Raw genomic sequence first — 18,159 nt, 5'->3', positions numbered from 1 at the left:
AGCGCTCAGCGCACGCGGCCCCGCTTCGCTTCCATCGCGGCCCGCCCCTCCGCGTGCTTCAGCTTCCAGTCACGCCGGATCTCCGCCCGCAACCTCGCGTCCGTCTTCGCGACGATCCGCTGGTTCTCGCGCAGCAGCTTGCGGTAGCTGTCGAGGCGGCGCTCCGGGAGCGAGCCCTCCGCGATCGCCGCGAGGACCGCGCACCCCGGCTCGGACTCGTGGGCGCAGTCGTGGAAGCGGCAGTCCGCGGACAGCTCCTCGATCTCCGAGAAGACCTGCCCGACGCCGGTGTTGGCGTCCCAGAGGCCGACGCCGCGCAGGCCGGGTGTGTCGATGAGGACGCCGCCGCCCGGCAGGGCGAGCAGATTGCGGGTCGTCGTGGTGTGGCGGCCCTTGCCGTCGACGTCGCGGGCGGCCTGGACCTCCATGACGTCCTCGCCGAGCAGCGCGTTGGCGAGCGTGGACTTACCCGCGCCGGACACCCCGAGCAGCACGCTCGTGCCGTCGGAGACGACCGCCGCGAGCACGTCCGTGCCCTCCCCGGTCAGCGAGCTGACGGGCAGCACCTGCACACCGGGTGCCACGGTCTCCACGTCCTGGACGAGGTACGACATCCCCGTGGCGTCGGGCACCAGGTCGGCCTTGGTGAGCACGACGAGCGGCTGCGCGCCGCTCTCCCAGGCCAGGGCCAGGAACCGCTCGATCCGTCCGAGGTCCAGTTCGACGGCGAGCGAGACGGCGATGACGGCGTGGTCGACGTTGGCGGCGAGGATCTGGCCCTCGGACCGCTGCGACGACGTGGACCGTACGAACGCGGTGCGACGCGGCAGGTAGGCGCGTACGTAGCGCGGACTGCCGGACGCGTCCACGGCCGCCCAGTCCCCGGTGCAGATCACCCGCAGCGGGTCGTGCGGGGTGACGAACGCGGTGTCGGCGCGGACGACCCCGTCCGCGGTGGCGACATCGCACTGGCCCCGGTCGACCCGTACGACACGTCCGGACACCAGGCCCTGCTCCGCGTACGGGGCGAACTCGGCCTCCCAGCCCTCGTCCCAGCCGTACGGGGCGAGCGGGTGCGAGGACGGCGAAGCCTGAAGAGCAGAGGAAGACAGTGAGAAGGAGGAAGACAAGGGGAAACCCTTCGGATGGGTGGCCCCGGCAGCGCGACCGGCGTCGCGCGAATGGTGGATGGATGTCAGCCGGAGACCACAGAGGTGGGAACGATGAACTCCTGCGCGCGGGCAGCGCGCGTCACGGTGACAGTCATCAATGTCCTCACCTCCTGCTTCCTCGATCGATCGAGGGCAACCCTGCCACGGGTTCCGACAGGCCGCCACCGCTTTTTCGCTGAGGTGGCGACCGCCCCGGTTGTGATGAAGGGTGGTGGAGGATCGGGTTCAGGGTCGGGGTCGGGGTCGGGTTCCCGCCGCAGCGGTCAGGAGTGAGGTGAGCGGCCTTGAAGGCCACAGCGCGTGGGGTTCAGGGCACGCCCTGCTGGGTGAGCCTGACGGCACAGGACCTCAGGTCCGCCCAGGACTTCTACGGGGCCGTGCTCGGCTGGGAGTTCGAGCCGGGTGTCCAAGGTCCGGGCTCGTACGTCGTCGCGCACGCGAACGGGACGCCGGTCGCCGGACTGATGGAGTCCACCCAGACCATGGGGGTCCGGCTGCCGGTCGTCTGGACGGCCTACTTCGTGGCGGACAGCGCCGACACGATCGCCTCCCGGATCCGGGAGCGGGGCGGCACGGTCGCGGTGGGGCCGCTCGAGTTCGGGCGGGGGCGGATGGCCTGGGTGGCGGATCCCTGGGACGCGAATTTCTGCATCTGGGAGGGCCCCGTCGATGCCGACTGGCATGCCGGGCCCGCCCTCGGCGCCGCCGCGTGGCTGGAGCTGCGAACGAGGGACCCGTTCGCATCGGCCGTGTTCTACGGAGAGGTGTTCGACTGGGACTCCCGGGCGCCGGAGATGATCGATGTCCGGTACGAGCACGACCGCGTGCTGCTGCGGACCGCCGGACACACGGTCGCGGGAATCTACGGCGGCGCCGTGGAGGCCTCGCCCGACCCGGACGTCCGGCCCCGGTGGCATGTGTACTTCTGCCACGGCGACGTCGACGCCGCGGTGAGCCGGGCCGTCGCGGCGAACGGCACCGTCGTCACCCCGCCGGAGAACACCCCGCTGGGGCGGGTCGCGGCCCTGCGGGACCCGGAGGGCGGGCTGTTCCACCTCACGTCCGGCGAGACGGCCGACGCGGACTCGTGAACGCCGGACTCGCGCGCGCCGCCTCATGGGCCCATCGCCTCATGGCCCCTCTCCTCACGAACGTGGCGGCGGCACCACCATCCGGCGCGGTCCGACGCTCAGCCCCCAGGCATTCTCTGGTTCGGTGATTCCGCCCGCCGCGCAGGCGTACGCCAGCACATTGGCACCGTAGGGGAACCGGCCGGACCGCTGCCAGAAGCGGTACAGCCAGTGCCCGGCCGGCGTCCCCGGGAAGGGCGAGAGGCCGATCTCCTCATACGCATCCTCGGCGCCGTCACGGTAACGGGTGCCGAAAGTCCCGCCTTTGGGGTTGAAGAACACGTGGTAGGCCGTGGTGCCACGGGATATCCGGCGCTGCGCGTCCTTATGGTCGGGCGCGGCGGCATAGAGCCCGCTGATCATGCAGCCTCCGGTGACCCCGGTGAGGCCGAAGGCAGCGCGACCGTACGTCAGCTCCTCCAAGTCGGCCTGATCCTGGGCCCGTACGGGAAAGTCCGCCGGATCGGCACCGAGGCGGCGGATGACCGCGTCCTCGTCGAGACCGGCGACGAAGGTCACGTCGAGTCCTTCGGTGAACAGCTCGCGCTCTCCGAAGACGGCTATGAGCCGGTCGGCCCGCTCCTGCTCCCGGCGCTCGGCGGCCGTCAGCGGGACCGCTCCCGGCAACTCCTCGAAAAGCGGGGCCAGCTCGGTGGTCAGGGCCAGGCGGCCCGGAGTCCAGTGATCGACGCCCGGGCGCCAGGGGTCGGCTCCGGCCGCGAGCAGCGCCCGTACGGAATCGGCCTGGCCGTGCGCCACGGCCGACCACAGAGGCGTGTGGCCGAATTCGTCGGGCAGATCCACCTCCCGGGCCCGCGCCACCAGCGCGGCGACGGCGTCAGGGGTGCCGAAGCGCACGGCCCGGTGCAAGGGGGTGTCGGAGTCGCCCGGATCTCCCAGGTAGGAGTCGGGCACGTTGCCGTCGGACAGCCAGCGCTCGACCCGGGTCAGGTCGCGCCACTCATCGGGGCGCAGGAATTCAGCGGTCATACGCGCAACTGTGGCAGCCGGGTCCGACAATCCGGACCCTGCTCCTCCGCTCACTTCTGGGAGTCGGCCGGCAGGCGCAGCGCCAGCTGCTGGAGTTCGGGGTCCGCCTTGTCCGGGCTACCCGTGTCGAACGGCGGCTCGGGGTCGTACTCGACGGCCGGCTGGATGGCCTGGGCGACGGTGTCACCGGCGATCTGCTGGGCGAGGTGGAGCGCCATGTCCTGGCCCGCCGAGACGCCCGCCCCGGTGATGAACTTGCCGGAGTGCACATAGCGCCGGGGAACGTACGTGGCTCCGAACGGGGCGAGGAAGTCCTTCGACGCCCAGTACGTCGTCGCCTCGCGGCCGCGCAGCAGCCCGGCCGCGGCGAGGACCAGCGAGCCCGTGCACACGGAGGTCGTCCACCGGGTGTGCCGGTCGATGCGGCGGATCCAGTCCAGCAGTACCGGGTTGCCCATGGCCTCGCGGGTGCCGCGCTCCCCCGCGCCGGGCACCACCAGCACGTCGAGCTGGTCGATCTCGTCGATGGACCGGGCGGCGACGACCGCCACGTCCCTGGTGTCGGTGCGGACCGGGCCCCGGCGTTCGGCGAGCATCGTGGCGGTCGCGCCCGGGAGCCGGGACAGGATCTCGGCCGGGCCGGTCGGGTCGAGCAGGCTGTAGCCGTCGTGGAGCAGGATGCCGATGCGCGGGCCGCGCTCCGGGGAACGCCGCCCGGCCGCCGCCGCGCCGGTCGCCGCCACGCCGGGTGTGGTGCCGAGTGCCGCCAGTCCGGCGATGGTCCCGGTCGTCGCGACGGCCGCGCGGACCACGGCCCGTCTGCTGGTGTCCTTCGCTGTCGAAGCCGACTCACTCCCCTTCACGTCGGATGTGTGATCCGGAGTGTTGCCGCCGACCGGGTCATCCCGCCCGGGCGATGTCCGGGTTCCTGCGAATCTCGGCCGATGCCTTGGCCGATCCGCTGACCGAGCCGCCGGCCACGCCCCTGACCGAGCCGCCGGCCCGCCTGTCGGCCGATGCCCTGGCCGTTGCCCTGGCCTGAGAGGGCGTGACGCCGTACCGGCCCAGATACGCCTGCCGCAGCGTTTCCGTGGACCCGAACCCGCACCGCCGGGCGATCGCCGCCAGCGGCAGCTCGCTCCCCGCGATGAGCCGGGCGGCCGCCTCCGTACGGGCCGAACCGCACGGCGAGGGTCGGCGAGGTCCCCAGATACCGGGCGAACAGCCGGGTCAGATGCCGGGTGCTGACCCCCGCCCGCTCGGCCGGCGCCGCCGTCGACAGATCCGCGTCGAGGTGGCTCGCGATATGGCCGGCGAGGTCGCGTACGAGCCGGTCCTCGGGCGGCGGAGCGGCCATGAACGTACTGATCTGCGCCTGGTCGGCGGGCCGGTGGGGATACGTCACCAGCTCCCGGGCCACGGTGCGGGCGAACGTCGGCCCGTGGTCGTCCTCGATCAGGGCCAGGGTGAGGTCCAGCGCGCTCGTGACACCGGCCGAGGTGTAGATGTGGCCGTCGCGGACGTACAGCGGCGCGGGGTCGACGGCGACGGCCGGACAGCTGTCCGCCAGGCGCCTGCTGTAGTTCCAGTGGGTGGTCGCCCGGCGGTTGTCGAGCAGTCCGGTGGCGGCGAGCACGGTCGCCCCGGTGCACACGGAGGCCACGCGGCGGCTGTTGGCCGCCAGACGCGGTATCTGCTGCAGGAGCCGGCGCTCGTCGGCGGCGGCCTCGTGCCCGGCGCCACCGACGACGAAGAGGGTGTCGATCCGGCCGGTGACGGCCGCCATCGGGCGGCTCGCGGCGAGCGGGATACCGGCCGTGGTGCGGACGGGCCGGCCGTCGAGCGTCGTCAGTTCGAGGGCGTAGCGCGGGTGCGCCCCGAGCCGGTTCGCGATGTCGAGGGCCCCACTGGGGCTGGCGATGTCGAGAATCTGCGTGTCGTCGTAGCCGACGATCACCACATGACGAGGGTCTGCCATGGCAGGGAGCACATCACAGGCCGCTCCGCGTAAGGGAGTTGGGGCCGATGCCGGGGCCCGGACGTGGGGACGGGACGTCGGAGTCGGTGTTGACCTGGAGTGCACTCCAAGATCCATACTCGCGGTCGCCGCCCGCGCTCCGACGGGCCGCACCGCTGTGTGAGGGAGTCCGTATGCGCTACCGCACGATCGGCCGAGATCCGCGCACCCGCCGCGAAGTGAGCGTGCTGAGCCTCGGCGCCATGCTGTTCGGAACGGTCACGGACGAGGCGACGTCGTTCGCGATCCTCGACCGTTACGTCGAGGCCGGCGGCACGTTCATCGACACGTCCGACAACTACGCGTTCTGGGTCGACGGTACCCAGGGCGGCGAGAGCGAGGAGCTCATCGGCCGCTGGCGCCGCAGCCGGGGCGTCAAGGACAGCGACGGGATCACGATCGCCACCAAGCTCGGCGCGCGCCCCAACTCCCCGAGCACGGGCTTCACCCGCGATGTCGAGGGGCTGTCGGCGGCGGTGATCCGGGAGGCCGCGGAGCGCAGCCGGGAACGGCTCGGGGTGGACCGGCTGGATCTGCTGTACGCGCACATCGAGGACCCGGACACGGAACTGCGCGAGACCGTGGAGGGCTTCGCGGAGCTGGTGGCCGACGGCACGGTCGGACTGCTCGGGGCGAGCAACCACTGGGCGTGGACGCTGGAGCGGGCCCGGAACCTGGCAGCGGCCGCCGGCCTGCCGGGCTACGAGGTGCTCCAGTACCACCACAGCTACCTGCGCGCCCGCACCGACCGGCCCACCCTGCGTGCCCGGGACGGCGAGATCGGCGTGGCGGACGGCGCTCTGCTCAGCTATCTGCGGGCCGAGCCCGAGCTGGCGCTCGTCGCCTACCACCCGCTGCTCGGGGGCAGTTACGTACGCGAGGACAAGCCGCTCGACGCCGCCTACGAGAACGCGGGCACGGCCACCCGGCTCGCGGCGCTGCACGAGGTGGCCAAGGAGACGGGCGCGACCGCGAACCAGGTCGTCCTGGCCTGGCTCATCGGCGCCGAGGTCCCGGCGATTCCGCTGGTCGGCGCCTCCTCGGTGGCGCAGCTGGAGGAGAGTCTGGCGGCGGCGGAGCTGGAGTTGACCGCGGAGCAGCGCGCGAAGCTGGACTCCGCGTACTGAGCCGTCCGGGCGACCGGGGCTGCGGACTCTCCTCACCCGACCCGCCGCTCCGTCAAATCGATCGCTTCAGCAGATCGACCAGTGTCGGTACGTGACTGCCCTCGACGCTCCTGACCGAGGTGACGAGCGTGACCGGGCCGCTGCGGGCCAGTGCGAGGAGATGGTCGAGGGCCTCGGCCGCCGGGCCGTGTTCGAGCTCGTGCCGGTAGCGGGAGTCGAACTGCTCGTAGCGGGAGGAGTCCTCGTGGTACCACTTCCGCAATTCGGTCGAGGGAGCGACCTCCTTGAGCCATTCGTCGACGGCCGCGCGCTCCTTGGACACCCCTCTGGGCCAGAGCCTGTCGACCAGGACGCGGGTGCCGTCGTCCGGTTCCGGTTCGTCGTAGACCCTGCGCACGGTGATGGTGTCCACGGCATCAGCGTACGCACGGCTCCCCCATCTCGTCCCCTTGACGATAATCCGCACGGACCAATATCGTCGCAGTGACGAAAACCGAGGGGGTCGTCTCATGGCCGACATCACCAGGCGCTTCGGATGGCGCCATCTCCGCTCCTCCCCCTACGCCCTGCGGGCGTGGGGGGACCCCCACCCACCGCCCATGTCCGCCACCAGCGGCGCGGCCGGCTCGTGCACGACGGGCCGGGCCTGAGCTTCTGGTTCCGGGCGCTGACCGCCGCGCTCTCCGAGGTGCCGGTCGACGACCGCGAGCTGACCATGACATTCCACGCCCGGACGTCCGACTTCCAGGACGTGTCGGTGCAGTCGACCGTGACGTACCGGATCAGCGATCCGGCCACCGCCGCCGCCCGGCTGGACTTCTCCGTCGATCCGGACACCGGGGTGTGGCGGGGCGCCCCGCTGGAGCAGATCTCCACGCTGCTCACCGAGACCGCCCAGCAGCACGCGCTCGACGTCCTGGCCCGTACGCCGCTGTCAGCGGCCCTCGTCGACGGAGTCGCCGCCGTACGCGAGCGGATCTCCGCCGGTCTGGGCGCCGAGCCCCGGCTCGTCGCCACCGGGATCGAGGTCGTGGCCGTACGGGTCGTCGCCCTGCGCCCCGAACCCGAGGTCGAGCGCGCCCTGCGCACCCCGGCCCGCGAGCAGATCCAGCAGGAGGCCGACCACGCCACGTACGAGCGGCGGGCCGTCGCCGTCGAGCGCGAGCGGGCGATCGCCGAGAACGAACTGGCCAGCAAGATCGAACTGGCCCGGCGCGAGGAGCGGCTCGTCGAGCAGAAGGGCACCAACGCCCGGCGCGAGGCCGAGGAGAGCGCGGCCGCGGACGCCGTACGGGCCGAGGCGGAGGCGGCGCGCACGGTGCGGCTCGCCAAGGCCGAGGCGGAGGCGGCGCGCGAGGTCGGCGAGGCGCGGGCCGCCGCCCAGGCCGCCTGGCTGCGCGTCCACGGCGAGGTGGACCCGGCCACGCTGCGCGCGCTGGCCGTGACCCGGCTCGCCGAGAACCTGCCGCGCGTCGACAGCGTCACCCTCTCGCCCGATGTCCTCACCGGGCTGCTGGCGAGGCTGGGGTGAGTCTGGCTCCCCGGGCGGTGCTCGTGCACCGCACCACCGAGTACGAGGAACTGCTGGCCCGGCACGGTACGCACGGGCAGGCCGAGTTCTTCCTGTCGTCACGCGGCCGGAGCATCGACGAGGTCGCCGAACGGCACCGGCGCGCCCGGCGCGCGCTCGCCGACGTCGCGGCGGCCGTACCGCTGCGGTGGCGCCAGACCCGTGTGGAGCGCGCCGACCTCGACCGGTTCCTGTTCGGGCCGGAGGACGTGGTGGTCGTGGTGGGGCAGGACGGGCTGGTCGCCAACACCGCGAAGTACCTGGCGGGCCAGCCCGTGATCGGCATCGACACCGATCCCGGGCGCAATCCGGGCGTTCTCGTACGGCACCGGCCCGGGGACGCGGCGAAGCTGCTGCGCGGCGCCCCGGTCGACGAACTGACCATGGTGGAGGCCGTCGCCGACGACACGTAGCGGCTGGTCGCCCTCAACGAGATCTACCTCGGCCGCCCGGACCACCAGACCTCCCGCTACCGCCTGGGCCACGACGACCGGCCCGACGCCGCCGAGACCCAGGCCTCGTCCGGAGTGCTCGTCGGCACCGGGACGGGCGCGACCGGCTGGCTGCGGTCGGTATGGCGGGACCGCGGCGGCACCCGGCCGCTGCCCGGCCCGTCCGACGGGCGCCTCATCTGGTACGTACGCGAGGCCTGGCCGTCCCCGGCCACCGGAACGTCCCTGGTGGAGGGCGTCCTGACGGCCTCGCAGCGGCTCCGCCTGGTGGTGGAGTCGGACCGTCTGGTGGCGTTCGGGGACGGCATGGAAGCGGACGCGGTGGAGCTGACGTGGGGCCAGGTGGTGCGGGTGGGGATGGCGGGGGTGGCGCTGCGGCTGGTGGCGTGAGCGCGGGGGGTGGGCGCCTGCGGCGGGCTGTTCCCCTACCCGCCCCTTCCCGATGACTGGGGGCAAGCCCCCAGACCCCCGGTACGGCCTCCGGCCGTGTCCTCAATCTCCCCCTACGCCCTGGCGGGCGTGGGGGGACCCCCAGACGGGCTGGAATGGGGCGGAGCCCCATATCCAGCCTCGCCGGCGTTCGAGGCGCGGGGGTTCGGGGGCGGAGCCCCCCCCCCACGCGCGGCGGAGCCGCAAATCGACACCGCGGGAAGGGGCGGGGCGGGGAGCAGCATCGATGTGCGGCTCCGCCGCGTGGCCCGCCGCAGGCGCCACGCACCCCACCCCCGCCCCCCTTCAGCGCACCCCCGGGTCGAACGCAGTCACCGCCTTCGCGCGCCACGAGCCGCATGGCTGGTACGCGCCGCCCCAGGCCCGGTCCCAGTGCGCCCGGCGGGCGCGGGCCTCACGTGCCGCGTGGGAGGCGGCGCGGTGGCGGGCGAGGGCGAGGACCGCGAGGAGGGCCGCGAGCTCCGCGTGGTCGGGGGTGCCGTGCACGATCCGTACGTCCCAGGAGGCCTTCACGGCGGCGTCACCAGCTGACCGGAAGGGTCTTGGGGCCGCGGATCAGCGCGCCCTCCTGCCATTCGATCCGCTCCGGCGGTACGGCCAGGGCGAGCCGGGGACAGCGCTCCAGCAGCGTCGCGAGCAGGACCTCGGACTCCATCCGGGCCAGCATCGAGCCGACACAGTGGTGCGGACCGAACCCGAACGACAGATGGGCGATGGGCCCGCGGTCGAAGTCGATGACGTCCGGGTCGCGGAAGACGGCCGGGTCCCGGTTCGCGGCGAGGTACGAGGAGTAGACCGCCTCACCCTCCCTGATGCGGACGCCGCCGATCTCCAGGTCCTGGGTGGCGATCCGCGGCAGGCCGACACCGTTGCGGTGCGGGATGTACCGGAGCAGTTCGTCGACAGCCTGCGGCAGCAGTTCGGGTTCGGCGCGCAGCCGGGAAAGGTGCTCCGGATGGGTGAGAAGCGCGTACACCATGTTGGCGCTGTTGTTGCGGACCGCGTGCGCGCCACTCACGAGGATCGCGGTGGCCATCGAGATCGCCTCGTCCTTGTTGATCTCCCCCGCCTCGTGGGCGGCGGCGAGGACGCCCGCCAGGTCGTCACGCGGCTCGGCACTCCGCTGGTCGAGCAGCTTGACGATCACGTCGCGGACGGTGTTCTTGGCCTCCTTGCTGCGGCCCGGGGCCGGGCGCGGCGCCATGATCACGTTCGCCCAGTCCGTCATCTGCCACCGCTCCTCCTCCGGCAGTCCCAGCAGGTCGCTGACGACGGAGAGCGGGAAGGGCCCGTGCAGATGCTCCATCAGATCCGCCGGAGAACCCTTTCGCTCCATCTCGTCCAGCAGGGCGTCGCAGGTCCGTTGGGCCATGGGCCGCAGCCGCTGCATGCTCTTGCCGGTGAACGCCCGCGCCACCACCCGGCGCAGCGTGTTCAGGTGCGGCGGATCGGTGTAGTTGAGGGCCGCGTGCTTCGCGGCGATGGCGTGCGGCGAGCCGCTCGTCACCGCGCGCTCCGCCAGTGCCTTCCGGCTGAGCCGGGGGTCCGACGAGGCCAGCTTGACGTCCTCGTAACGGGTCACCAGCCAGGCGTTTCCCTCGCCGAACGGCAGTTGGATCCGGGCCACCGGCTCGTCGCGGAGCAGCATGGTCAGCAGCGGGTCGAAGTCCAGGCCGGGCAGTTCTTCCAGGGTCCAGTCGTGGACCGTCCGGCCGTCCTGGGCCACGCCGGTCATGGGGCAGGTGTCCGGGGCGGAACCGGTCGGTCCGGGGGCCCCGGGCTCGGTCACCGTCTTCGGTTCTGACGTCATCGCGTTCAACTCCAGTGTTGTGATCACGCGTGCGTGCGGCTGCGGTGAGCGGATCACGCGCGGTGTACGGGTACGGCCCCCCGTCAAGACCGCATCCCTTCCCGATCGGCGCTCCATCGGCCCGGCGGAGCCCTCGCATCACCGGTTCGGCCCAGGCATGTGGGGGGATTCCCCAGCGCGCGCGTCGGCGAGCGGTCCGTGATCCTCAGATCAAACGCGACAGACGCGAGAGAAGGGCGCAATGTCATGGCCACTCTGTGCAGACCCGCGGTGTCCGTGCCCGAGCATGTGATCACCATGGAGCAGACCCTTGAGCTGGCGCGGTCCGTCCACGCCGACCACCCCCAACTGGAGCTGGCCCTGCGGCTGATCCGGAACACGGGGGTGGAGAAGCGGCACCTGCTGCGACCGATCGAGGAAACGCTGCGGCACCCCGGATTCGAAGAGCGCAACGCGGTCTACGAGTCCGAGGCCAAGGCGCGGGTACCCGCCGTCATCCGGCAGGCACTCGAAGACGCCGAGCTCCGCCCGGCGGACATAGACGTGATCATCTACGTGTCGTGCACGGGCTTCATGATGCCCTCGCTCACCGCGTGGCTGATCAACACCATGGGCTTCCGCACCGACGCGCGTCAGGTGCCGATCGCCCAGCTCGGATGCGCGGCCGGCGGTGCCGCGATCAACCGGGCGCACGACTTCTGCACCGCCTATCCGGAAGCCAACGCGCTCATCGTGGCCTGCGAGTTCTGCTCGCTGTGCTACCAGCCGACCGACGTGAACGTCGGCAACCTGCTCTCCAACGGCCTGTTCGGTGACGGCATAGCCGCCGCCGTGGTCCGCGGCAAGGGCGGCCACGGCGTCGAACTCGAGCGCAACGGCGCGTACCTGGTCCCCGAGACCGAGGACTGGATCGCGTACGACATCCGTTCGACCGGATTCCACTTCAAGCTGGACAAGCGGGTGCCCGGCACCATGGAACCGCTCGCTCCGGCGCTCAAGGAACTCGCGGGGCTGCACGGTTGGGACGCCGCCTCGCTGGACTTCTACATCATCCACGCGGGCGGTCCACGAATCCTGGACGACCTCAGCAAATACCTCGGAGTGGCCCCCGAGGCGTTCCGCTTCAGCCGGGCCACGCTCACCGAGTACGGCAACATCGCCAGCGCCGTCGTTCTGGACGCCCTTCGCAGAATGTTCGAGGAGGGCGGTGCGGAGCACACGGCGCGAGGGCTGCTCGCCGGCTTCGGTCCGGGCATCACGGCCGAGATGACCCTTGGCCGCTGGAGCATTCCAGACGGGCCCTCACCCGCGCAGAGGAACTGACTGAACCATGCGGAAAGACACGACGACCACCACCACGACCACGGACGAAAGGCCGCCGGTCCGCTTCTGGCCGGCCCAGGACCTGTTCGGTGTGGACTTCGATCCGGTGCTCGCGGAGCTGATGCGCGAGGGACCCGTGACCCGGATCAAGCTCCCCAACGGCGAGGGCTGGGCCTGGCTGGTCTCGCGGTACGACGACGTGAGGATGGTGACGAACGATCCGCGCTTCAGCCGCAAGGCGGTCGTGGAGAACGATGTCACCCGGCTGGCCCCGCATTTCATCCCGGTCGACGGCGCGGTCGGCTTCGAGGACCCGCCCGACCATACCCGGCTGCGCCGGGCGGTCGCCGCCGCGTTCACCTCGCGCGGCGTGGAGCGGCTGCGGGAGCGGGCGCAGGAGATGCTCGACGAACTCGTCGACGGTGTCCTGCGCGACGGGCCGCCCGCCGACCTCACCGAGCGGCTCCTGGTGCCCTTCCCGCTCGCCGTCGTCTGTGAGCTGATGGGGGTGCCCGAGCCCGACCGGCCGCGGATGCACGAGTGGACGTACCGCATCCTGTCCTCGTCCAACGGCGTGGAGGTCAGCGAGCAGGCGAAGACGCAGATGTGCGCGTACTTCGCCGAGCTGCTGCGCAAGCGGCGTGGCACGGGCGGCGAGGACGTGATCGGGCTGCTCGGGACGGCGGTCGTGAACGGCGAGATCACCGAGTCGGAGGCGGTCGGGCTCGCGCTGCTCATCCAGATCGGCGGCGAGGCCGTCACCAACAACTGCGGCAACATGGTCTACATCCTCCTCACCCATCCGGAGCATCTGGCCAGGCTGCGCGCCGACCCGGACCTGCGTCCCTCGGCCATCGACGAACTGCTGCGCTACATCCCGCACCGCAGCGCCGTCGGGCTGTCCCGGATCGCCATGGAGGACCTGACGGTCGCCGGACACGACATCAAGGCGGGTGAGGCCGTCTACGTCTCATATCTGGCGGCCAACCGGGACCCGGACGTCTTCCCCGAACCCGAGGAGATCGTCCTCGACCGCAGCCCCAACCCGCATGTGGCGTTCGGGTACGGCCCGCACTACTGCGTGGGCGGCATGCTCGCCAAGCTGGAGTCGGAACTGCTCGTCGCCACCCTGGCGGACCGCTTCCCCGGCCTGCGCTTCGCCGTGCCGGTCGAGGAACTCCGCTGGCGTCCCGGCGCGTTGATCCGCGGTCCCGAGTCATTGCCGGTGACGTGGTGACCGCGCACGTCAAGAACCCGGCCGGGGCCGCCTTCGCGGAGTCGCCCGATGGGCTGCTGGTGCCCACGGGGCACGGCCGTACTCTGCGAACGGCGGCCCAGGAGGTGACCTTCAAGGTCACCGGCGAGCATTCGCGTGTCGCGTCGAGCTTCGAGGTGGTGGTGCCGCCCGGCTTCGATGTCGGCGCGCATCTGCACACGCGCAGTGAGGAGCTCTTCTACGTGCTCGAAGGCGAACTGGACGTCCTCGCCTTCGAGCCCCGGGTGCGGACGCGCGACGACTGGCGGCACTGGGAGTCGCCGGGCGGCAAACGCACCGTCCGCGCGGGCCCCGGCACGGTCATCGTCGTACCGCCGGGCTGTCCGCACGCGTTCGCCAACCGGTCGGGGGAGCCCGCGAAGATGTTCTTCCAGGCATCCCCGCCGCCGGACCACGAGCGCTACTTCGAGGAGCTCCTGGAGATCCTCGACGCGGGCGGCCCGCCCGACCACGCGGCGATCGCGCAGTTGCGCGCCCGCTACGACATCGAGCAGCTGACACCGTTGCGCCACGACGCGTGACGTCACCTGCCGCCTGTGTGCAGTCCCCCCACGAGCGCGAACAACTCCGCCTCGTTGCCCGCGAAGCCCGCCGCCGCGAGAGCCCGGTCCGCCTCCGCCATCGGCGCGGCGGTCAGGGCCACGGGCGGCGGGCCGGCGTGTGCGGTGTCTCCGGGTGGACTGTCGAGGGCGGCGCGGACGGCACCGAGGAGGCGCAAGTAGGCCTGGGCGGCGGCTCTTTCGTGCGATGTCATCACACCGTCCAGACTGCCCCATGCCACTGACAGCGCGGCGGCGGGAACTTCCGCGGTCCGCTGTCCGACCTCCTGGACACGTGGTCGACTCGCGTGCGACGGAGAACCCGGCGACCACCCCCTCCGGCACCGGACCGGGCAGGCGGCGTCCGCGACGCCCGTGTCGTGGACGGCGGCGATCCGGTGTCCGCGAGCGGGGTGGGCGGGAGAAGCCCGCCACAGGCACCCCCCTCATGCCGCCGCGGGCAGCTCCGCCGCCCGTCGTTCGGCGTCGGACAAGAGTGCCGCCAGCGCCGCCCGGGCGCGCGCCACGCGTGAGCGGATCGTGCCGACGGGACATCGGCACAGCGCCGCCGCCTCCGCGTACGGCAGCCCGAGCAGCTGCGTCAGTACGAAGGCGTCGCGACGCTCGTCGGGGAGCCCGGCCAGCAGCGCGGCCAGCGCCACGCCTTCCTCGAAGCCCGGCAGCCCGCGCGGCTGGGCGTGTTCGACGGCGGTCTGCCAGTCGTCGGTGTCGGCACGCCGGGGCCGGGCGGCCGCGTGGCGCAGGCTGTCGACCACGGTCCGGCGTGCGATGGTCAGCAGCCAGGTGCGTGCGGACGAACGCCCCTCGAACCGGCGCAGGCTGCCGAGCGCCCGCAGGAACGTTTCCTGCGTCAGATCGTCGGCGTCCTGCGGATCGGCGCTCAGATGGGCCACGTACCGCCACACGTCACGGTGCAGGGCGCTCACAAAGCGTTCGACCGCGTCGGGGTCGCCGTCCCGGGCGTCCAGCGCCCAGTTGGTGATGGCCTCGTCGTGGATGCGTACGCGGGGCAGGGCAGATGTCATCGCCTCGTGTCCCTCTCGGGTTTCGGTTCCGGTGCTCATGTCGTGACGGCCGCCGCACGCGCTCGGGCGGGGCGGCCGGTGAAACCGGCTGTCGGTCAGACGACAGCGGGGACGACAGGAGGGCCCCGCGAGGTGATGGCGTGGACGAGGAGCCGCCCCCGGAGCCTGCGCCGCCGGTCCGTGTCGGGGCGCCGCCGGAGCCGGGGCCGGTGCGGGCGCACGGCCGGGCGCAGGAGCAACAGCAGCCTCAACGGCGCGGCGAGGCGGTCCGCGACACCGCGCAACGCGCCGAGGGCGCCCCGGAGCCGGGTGACGGCGCGCTCTCCGTGCGCGAGCCACAGTGCGCAGAGCACGGCGGCGAAGGCGTGCGCGAGGAACATGTCGACGGGCGCCGTGCCGTCCAGCGGATGGCCGGACGCCGCCAGGTCGGGGGCGGCCATATGGTGTGCCGCCATGTCGGTCACGCCCATGGTGTGCGAATCCATGGTGTGCGAACCCGCGTCGTAGGAGCCCGAGCCCGGGGAGCCCATGTCGTGGAAGCCCATGCCGTGCGAACCCATGGCGTGCGAGCCCATGCCCGCGTCGCGGGTCACGGTGTGCCCGTACGCCGCCTGCGCGAGTGAGAAGCTCACATGCAGCGCCGCCTGCGCGGCCACCGCCGCCACCGTGACCACGGCGAGCCCGCGTTCGCGCCGGGCCAGCGCCCACGCTCCCGTCACCGTCAGCGCGAAGCCCGCCGCCAGTGACCACCAGGGCACGGTCGCGCCGGACGTGAGGGCGTGCCCCAGGGCGGTGAGCAGCACACAGACGGCCGCGAACACCACGGCCCGTATGCCTCTCGCACATCGCCCAGTCGTCATGGCGCCCTCATCCTCGCATCCACGCGGCGGATCTCACGCGGCGTCACCTCGGTGACGGAGACCCTGTGCGAGGCGGGATCCGCGAGCCCGGACGGCAGGGCGCCGAACGGCCGTGACGACGCCGGTGGTGGCAGCGCCGTACGGCACGAACCCGTCCAGGAGGCCTCCCCTACGGCCTCGCGGCGCTCACCGGCTCGTGGACGTGTAAGGCACCTGACGCCCCGCCGGCGCCATGACTCCGATCACGCCTCCCCCAGCACCCGCCGCGCCACCGACGTGACGTGGAGTTCGTCCGGCCCCTCCAGGATGCGTGCCATCCTGCCCGTGCGCAGCAGCGTGGGCAGGGCCGTGTCCGGGCCGAGGCCCTCCGCGCCGTGGATCTGGATCGCCGCGTCCGCGATCTGCTGCAGCATGCGCGCGGCCGCGACCTTCGCGAGGCCCACCTCCACATGGGCGTCGTGCCCGGCGGCGAGCTTCGCCACCGCCTCGTACACGAGCGGCCGGGTCGAGCGCAGCGCGAGCAGGGCATCGAAGACGTGCTGCTGCACGAGCTGGAGGTCGGCGAGCGGGCCGCTGGAGCGGGTGCGGCTGACCGCCCTCTCCCGCATGAGTCCGTACGCGCGCTCCGCCTGTCCGAGCCAGCGCAAACAGCGCAGGGTGCGTCCGAGTTGGAGCCGTTCGGCGGCGATGTCGACGGCCTGGCCCGGCGCGCCCAGCATGTGGTCGTCCGGCACGGTGACCCTGTCAAGCTCGATCTCCCACTGTCCGCCGCCGCCGAGTACGGGCAGCTCGCGTACCAGCCGGAAGCCGGGCGAGTCGGTGGGAACGAGCAGGAGGGACAGGCCATGGCGGTCGCCGGGCAGACCGTCGGTGCGGGCCAGCACAGTCACCACGTCCGCGCCGCTCGCGCCCGCGACGAACCACTTCCGGCCGCTCACGACCCAGCTGCCCGGCCGGCGCATGGCCGCCGTGATGGTCATGAACGGGTCCGTGCCCGGGGTTTCGGGCTCGGCCATGGCGTAGGCGGCGCGGAGCTCCCCGGCGGCGAGCCGCTTCGGATAGTGCTCGCGCACGTACGGTGTGCCGTGCCGGGCCAGCATGAGGACGTCCAGGAGCGGTGCCGAACCGAGGGCGTCCGGACCGTGGTCGCTGGCACCTTCGGCCTCGGCGACATGGGCGTACTGCGCCAACGGCAGTCCCTGGCCGCCCAGTTCCACGGGTAGCGGGAGCGCCCAGAGACCGGCGCCGCGGGCGCCGTCCTGGAGCTCGCTCACGATGGTGGCGGCGCCGGGGCCGCCCGCGTCCAGTTCCGGCTCGCGCGGCATGACGTGGTCGCGTACGTACGCGGCCGCTCGGTCACGTACGTCCCGCACCTCGTCCGGGCAGGTCGGCAGTCCGCTCACGTCCATCGCTCCACATCATCCGAATCATCGGGAACCAGGGGGAACAGCAGTCCGACTGCTGGTCCTGAAGAACTGGTCGGGCGCGCGGGCCTTCGGGTTCCCGGGTTCGTCATGTTCGTGATCAAGTCCGCAAGTTCGGGAGTAGGTACGCAAGTTCGGGGTCAGCTCCACGAGTTCGCGGCTCACGCGACGGCGGCGGCCTCCTCGTCGACGACGAGGACCTCGCCGTCGCGCAGCGCCCGGTACGTGACCCCCTCGCGCTCGTAGCGCTCGACGACCAGCTCGATCGCCTCGCTCTCCGCGACCGGCGACCGGTAGTGCGGCACGAACGCGCGGTCCAGCAGTCCGAGCCCGTCCCACGGAGCCGGTTCGCCGTAGGCGGCGTCGGTGTCCTCCGGGTCGTCCACGAGTTCCAGGCCGTGCAGGCTCGGTGCCAGGACGCAGGCCCCTGCGCTCCAGCCCGCGTAGACGATCGCGTCGCGCCGCAGCAGGTCGGTCACGGTCTCGTCGGCGCCGCTGAGGGCCATGGCGCGGCGCAGGACGAACGGGTTGCCCCCGTGGACCCACAGCACGTCGAAGGCGGCCAGCCGCCGCGCGAGCCCGTCGGGGTCGCCGAAGTAGTCGCGCAGGTCCACCTCGGTGACGTCGTACCCGCGCTCGCGGAGTGCCGCGATCTCCCGGCCGGTGGCCTGCTGCCGGAGGGTGGCGGGCAGGGCGTCCAGGGCGTTGCCGATGACGGCGGCCTTCCGCCCGCCACGGGCGAGGTGGTCGAGCCGCTCGGGGTTGTCGCCGAGCTTCCAGGAGGAGAGGAACAGGCGCATGGGGGCCTCTTTCTGAACTCGGATCGGGTCTGCCGCGTGCAAGGTCAAGACTGCCGAGACAGGACCCGCCCGACGACTGGCCGGACTGCCACCATTCGCAAGGATCCAGACATGCCCGCCACTCGACGGAGTGATGGCCCGAGGCCGGCCGCCCGCTTCCCGGGTCCTGAACC

The 18,159-nt window shown here is 72.3% G+C and carries 16 protein-coding genes and 3 pseudogenes; 7 read left to right on the top strand and 12 right to left on the bottom strand.

Annotation, left to right across the window (positions count from 1 at the left end; translation table 11 throughout):
- Window positions 1–5: 5 nt before the first annotated feature.
- On the bottom strand, window positions 6–1,130 hold the full coding sequence (gene rsgA, locus ABT342_RS25685; RefSeq protein WP_351578328.1) for a ribosome small subunit-dependent GTPase A: 1,125 nt from the start codon (window positions 1,128–1,130) through the stop codon (window positions 6–8).
- A gap of 368 nt (window positions 1,131–1,498) precedes the next feature.
- Here rsgA and ABT342_RS25680 point away from each other — a divergent pair, with 368 nt between their 5' ends.
- Window positions 1,499–2,263 (top strand): VOC family protein, encoded by a 765-nt coding sequence (locus tag ABT342_RS25680; RefSeq protein WP_351578325.1) that lies wholly within the window; start codon window positions 1,499–1,501, stop codon window positions 2,261–2,263.
- A gap of 54 nt (window positions 2,264–2,317) precedes the next feature.
- Here the strand turns inward: ABT342_RS25680 and ABT342_RS25675 are convergent, their stop codons facing one another.
- The 3 genes and pseudogenes from ABT342_RS25675 to ABT342_RS38270 all read right to left on the bottom strand — a co-directional run.
- Complete coding sequence (locus ABT342_RS25675) at window positions 2,318–3,292, bottom strand: ankyrin repeat domain-containing protein (RefSeq protein ID WP_351578322.1); 975 nt, start codon at window positions 3,290–3,292, stop codon at window positions 2,318–2,320.
- A gap of 50 nt (window positions 3,293–3,342) precedes the next feature.
- Window positions 3,343–4,104, bottom strand: a complete 762-nt coding sequence (locus tag ABT342_RS25670; RefSeq protein WP_502965616.1) for a DJ-1/PfpI family protein — start codon at window positions 4,102–4,104, stop codon at window positions 3,343–3,345.
- Window positions 4,105–4,324: 220 nt separating this feature from the next.
- Window positions 4,325–5,252 (bottom strand): annotated as a pseudogene (locus ABT342_RS38270) (GlxA family transcriptional regulator); the annotation flags it as partial.
- A gap of 191 nt (window positions 5,253–5,443) precedes the next feature.
- Between ABT342_RS38270 and ABT342_RS25655 the strand changes: the two are divergent.
- On the top strand, window positions 5,444–6,436 hold the full coding sequence (locus ABT342_RS25655) for an aldo/keto reductase (protein ID WP_351578316.1): 993 nt from the start codon (window positions 5,444–5,446) through the stop codon (window positions 6,434–6,436).
- Between the two features lie 52 nt (window positions 6,437–6,488).
- On the opposite strand, the gene ABT342_RS25650 is transcribed toward ABT342_RS25655, so the two are convergent.
- The gene (locus ABT342_RS25650) at window positions 6,489–6,848 is read right to left on the bottom strand and encodes a DUF488 domain-containing protein (RefSeq protein WP_351578313.1); all 360 of its coding nucleotides are present in this window, start codon (window positions 6,846–6,848) and stop codon (window positions 6,489–6,491) included.
- A gap of 97 nt (window positions 6,849–6,945) precedes the next feature.
- Between ABT342_RS25650 and ABT342_RS25645 the strand changes: the two are divergent.
- Together ABT342_RS25645 and ABT342_RS25640 are read left to right on the top strand one after the other, a co-directional pair.
- Window positions 6,946–7,967: pseudogene (locus ABT342_RS25645) on the top strand (SPFH domain-containing protein).
- Window positions 7,964–8,848 (top strand): annotated as a pseudogene (locus ABT342_RS25640) (NAD(+)/NADH kinase). Before ABT342_RS25645 ends, ABT342_RS25640 begins: the two co-directional pseudogenes overlap by 4 nt.
- Before the next feature lie 345 nt (window positions 8,849–9,193).
- Here ABT342_RS25640 and ABT342_RS25635 read toward each other — a convergent pair.
- A complete protein-coding gene (locus ABT342_RS25635) occupies window positions 9,194–9,421 on the bottom strand; it encodes an acyl-CoA carboxylase epsilon subunit (protein ID WP_351578311.1) in 228 nt (75 codons plus the stop codon).
- A 7-nt stretch (window positions 9,422–9,428) separates the two neighbouring features.
- Window positions 9,429–10,718, bottom strand: a complete 1,290-nt coding sequence (locus ABT342_RS25630) for a cytochrome P450 (protein ID WP_502965613.1) — start codon at window positions 10,716–10,718, stop codon at window positions 9,429–9,431.
- Window positions 10,719–10,964: 246 nt separating this feature from the next.
- On the opposite strand from ABT342_RS25630, the gene ABT342_RS25625 reads away from it, so the two are divergent.
- Genes ABT342_RS25625 through ABT342_RS25615 form a run of 3 tightly spaced genes read left to right on the top strand, consistent with a single transcriptional unit; the run spans window position 10,965 to window position 13,838 of the window.
- On the top strand, window positions 10,965–12,041 hold the full coding sequence (locus ABT342_RS25625) for a type III polyketide synthase (RefSeq protein WP_351578308.1): 1,077 nt from the start codon (window positions 10,965–10,967) through the stop codon (window positions 12,039–12,041).
- Between the two features lie 7 nt (window positions 12,042–12,048).
- A complete protein-coding gene (locus ABT342_RS25620) occupies window positions 12,049–13,278 on the top strand; it encodes a cytochrome P450 (RefSeq protein ID WP_351578305.1) in 1,230 nt (409 codons plus the stop codon).
- Entirely contained in the window at window positions 13,275–13,838 is a 564-nt protein-coding gene (locus tag ABT342_RS25615) for a cupin domain-containing protein (protein WP_351578302.1), read from the top strand. The genes ABT342_RS25620 and ABT342_RS25615 overlap by 4 nt, the downstream gene beginning before the upstream one ends.
- A 2-nt stretch (window positions 13,839–13,840) precedes the next feature.
- Here ABT342_RS25615 and ABT342_RS25610 read toward each other — a convergent pair whose 3' ends face one another.
- The 5 genes from ABT342_RS25610 to ABT342_RS25590 form a co-directional block, all read right to left on the bottom strand.
- Complete coding sequence (locus ABT342_RS25610) at window positions 13,841–14,071, bottom strand: hypothetical protein (protein ID WP_351578299.1); 231 nt, start codon at window positions 14,069–14,071, stop codon at window positions 13,841–13,843.
- Between the two features lie 231 nt (window positions 14,072–14,302).
- The gene (locus ABT342_RS25605; protein ID WP_351578296.1) at window positions 14,303–14,902 is read right to left on the bottom strand and encodes a sigma-70 family RNA polymerase sigma factor; all 600 of its coding nucleotides are present in this window, start codon (window positions 14,900–14,902) and stop codon (window positions 14,303–14,305) included.
- Window positions 14,903–14,997: 95 nt separating this feature from the next.
- Window positions 14,998–15,762, bottom strand: a complete 765-nt coding sequence (locus ABT342_RS25600) for a hypothetical protein (protein WP_351578293.1) — start codon at window positions 15,760–15,762, stop codon at window positions 14,998–15,000.
- Window positions 15,763–16,004: 242 nt separating this feature from the next.
- The gene (locus ABT342_RS25595) at window positions 16,005–17,165 is read right to left on the bottom strand and encodes an acyl-CoA dehydrogenase family protein (RefSeq protein WP_502965612.1); all 1,161 of its coding nucleotides are present in this window, start codon (window positions 17,163–17,165) and stop codon (window positions 16,005–16,007) included.
- Window positions 17,166–17,347: 182 nt separating this feature from the next.
- Window positions 17,348–17,986 carry a Type 1 glutamine amidotransferase-like domain-containing protein gene (locus ABT342_RS25590; protein WP_351578287.1) on the bottom strand — a complete coding sequence of 213 codons (639 nt, stop codon included), beginning with the start codon at window positions 17,984–17,986 and terminating at the stop codon, window positions 17,348–17,350.
- Window positions 17,987–18,159: the final 173 nt, after the last annotated feature.

The sequence above is a fragment of the Streptomyces sp. NPDC000410 genome (assembly GCF_040300305.1).
GTDB lineage: Bacteria > Actinomycetota > Actinomycetes > Streptomycetales > Streptomycetaceae > Streptomyces.
This window is presented reverse-complemented; position numbering and strand designations above follow the sequence as displayed.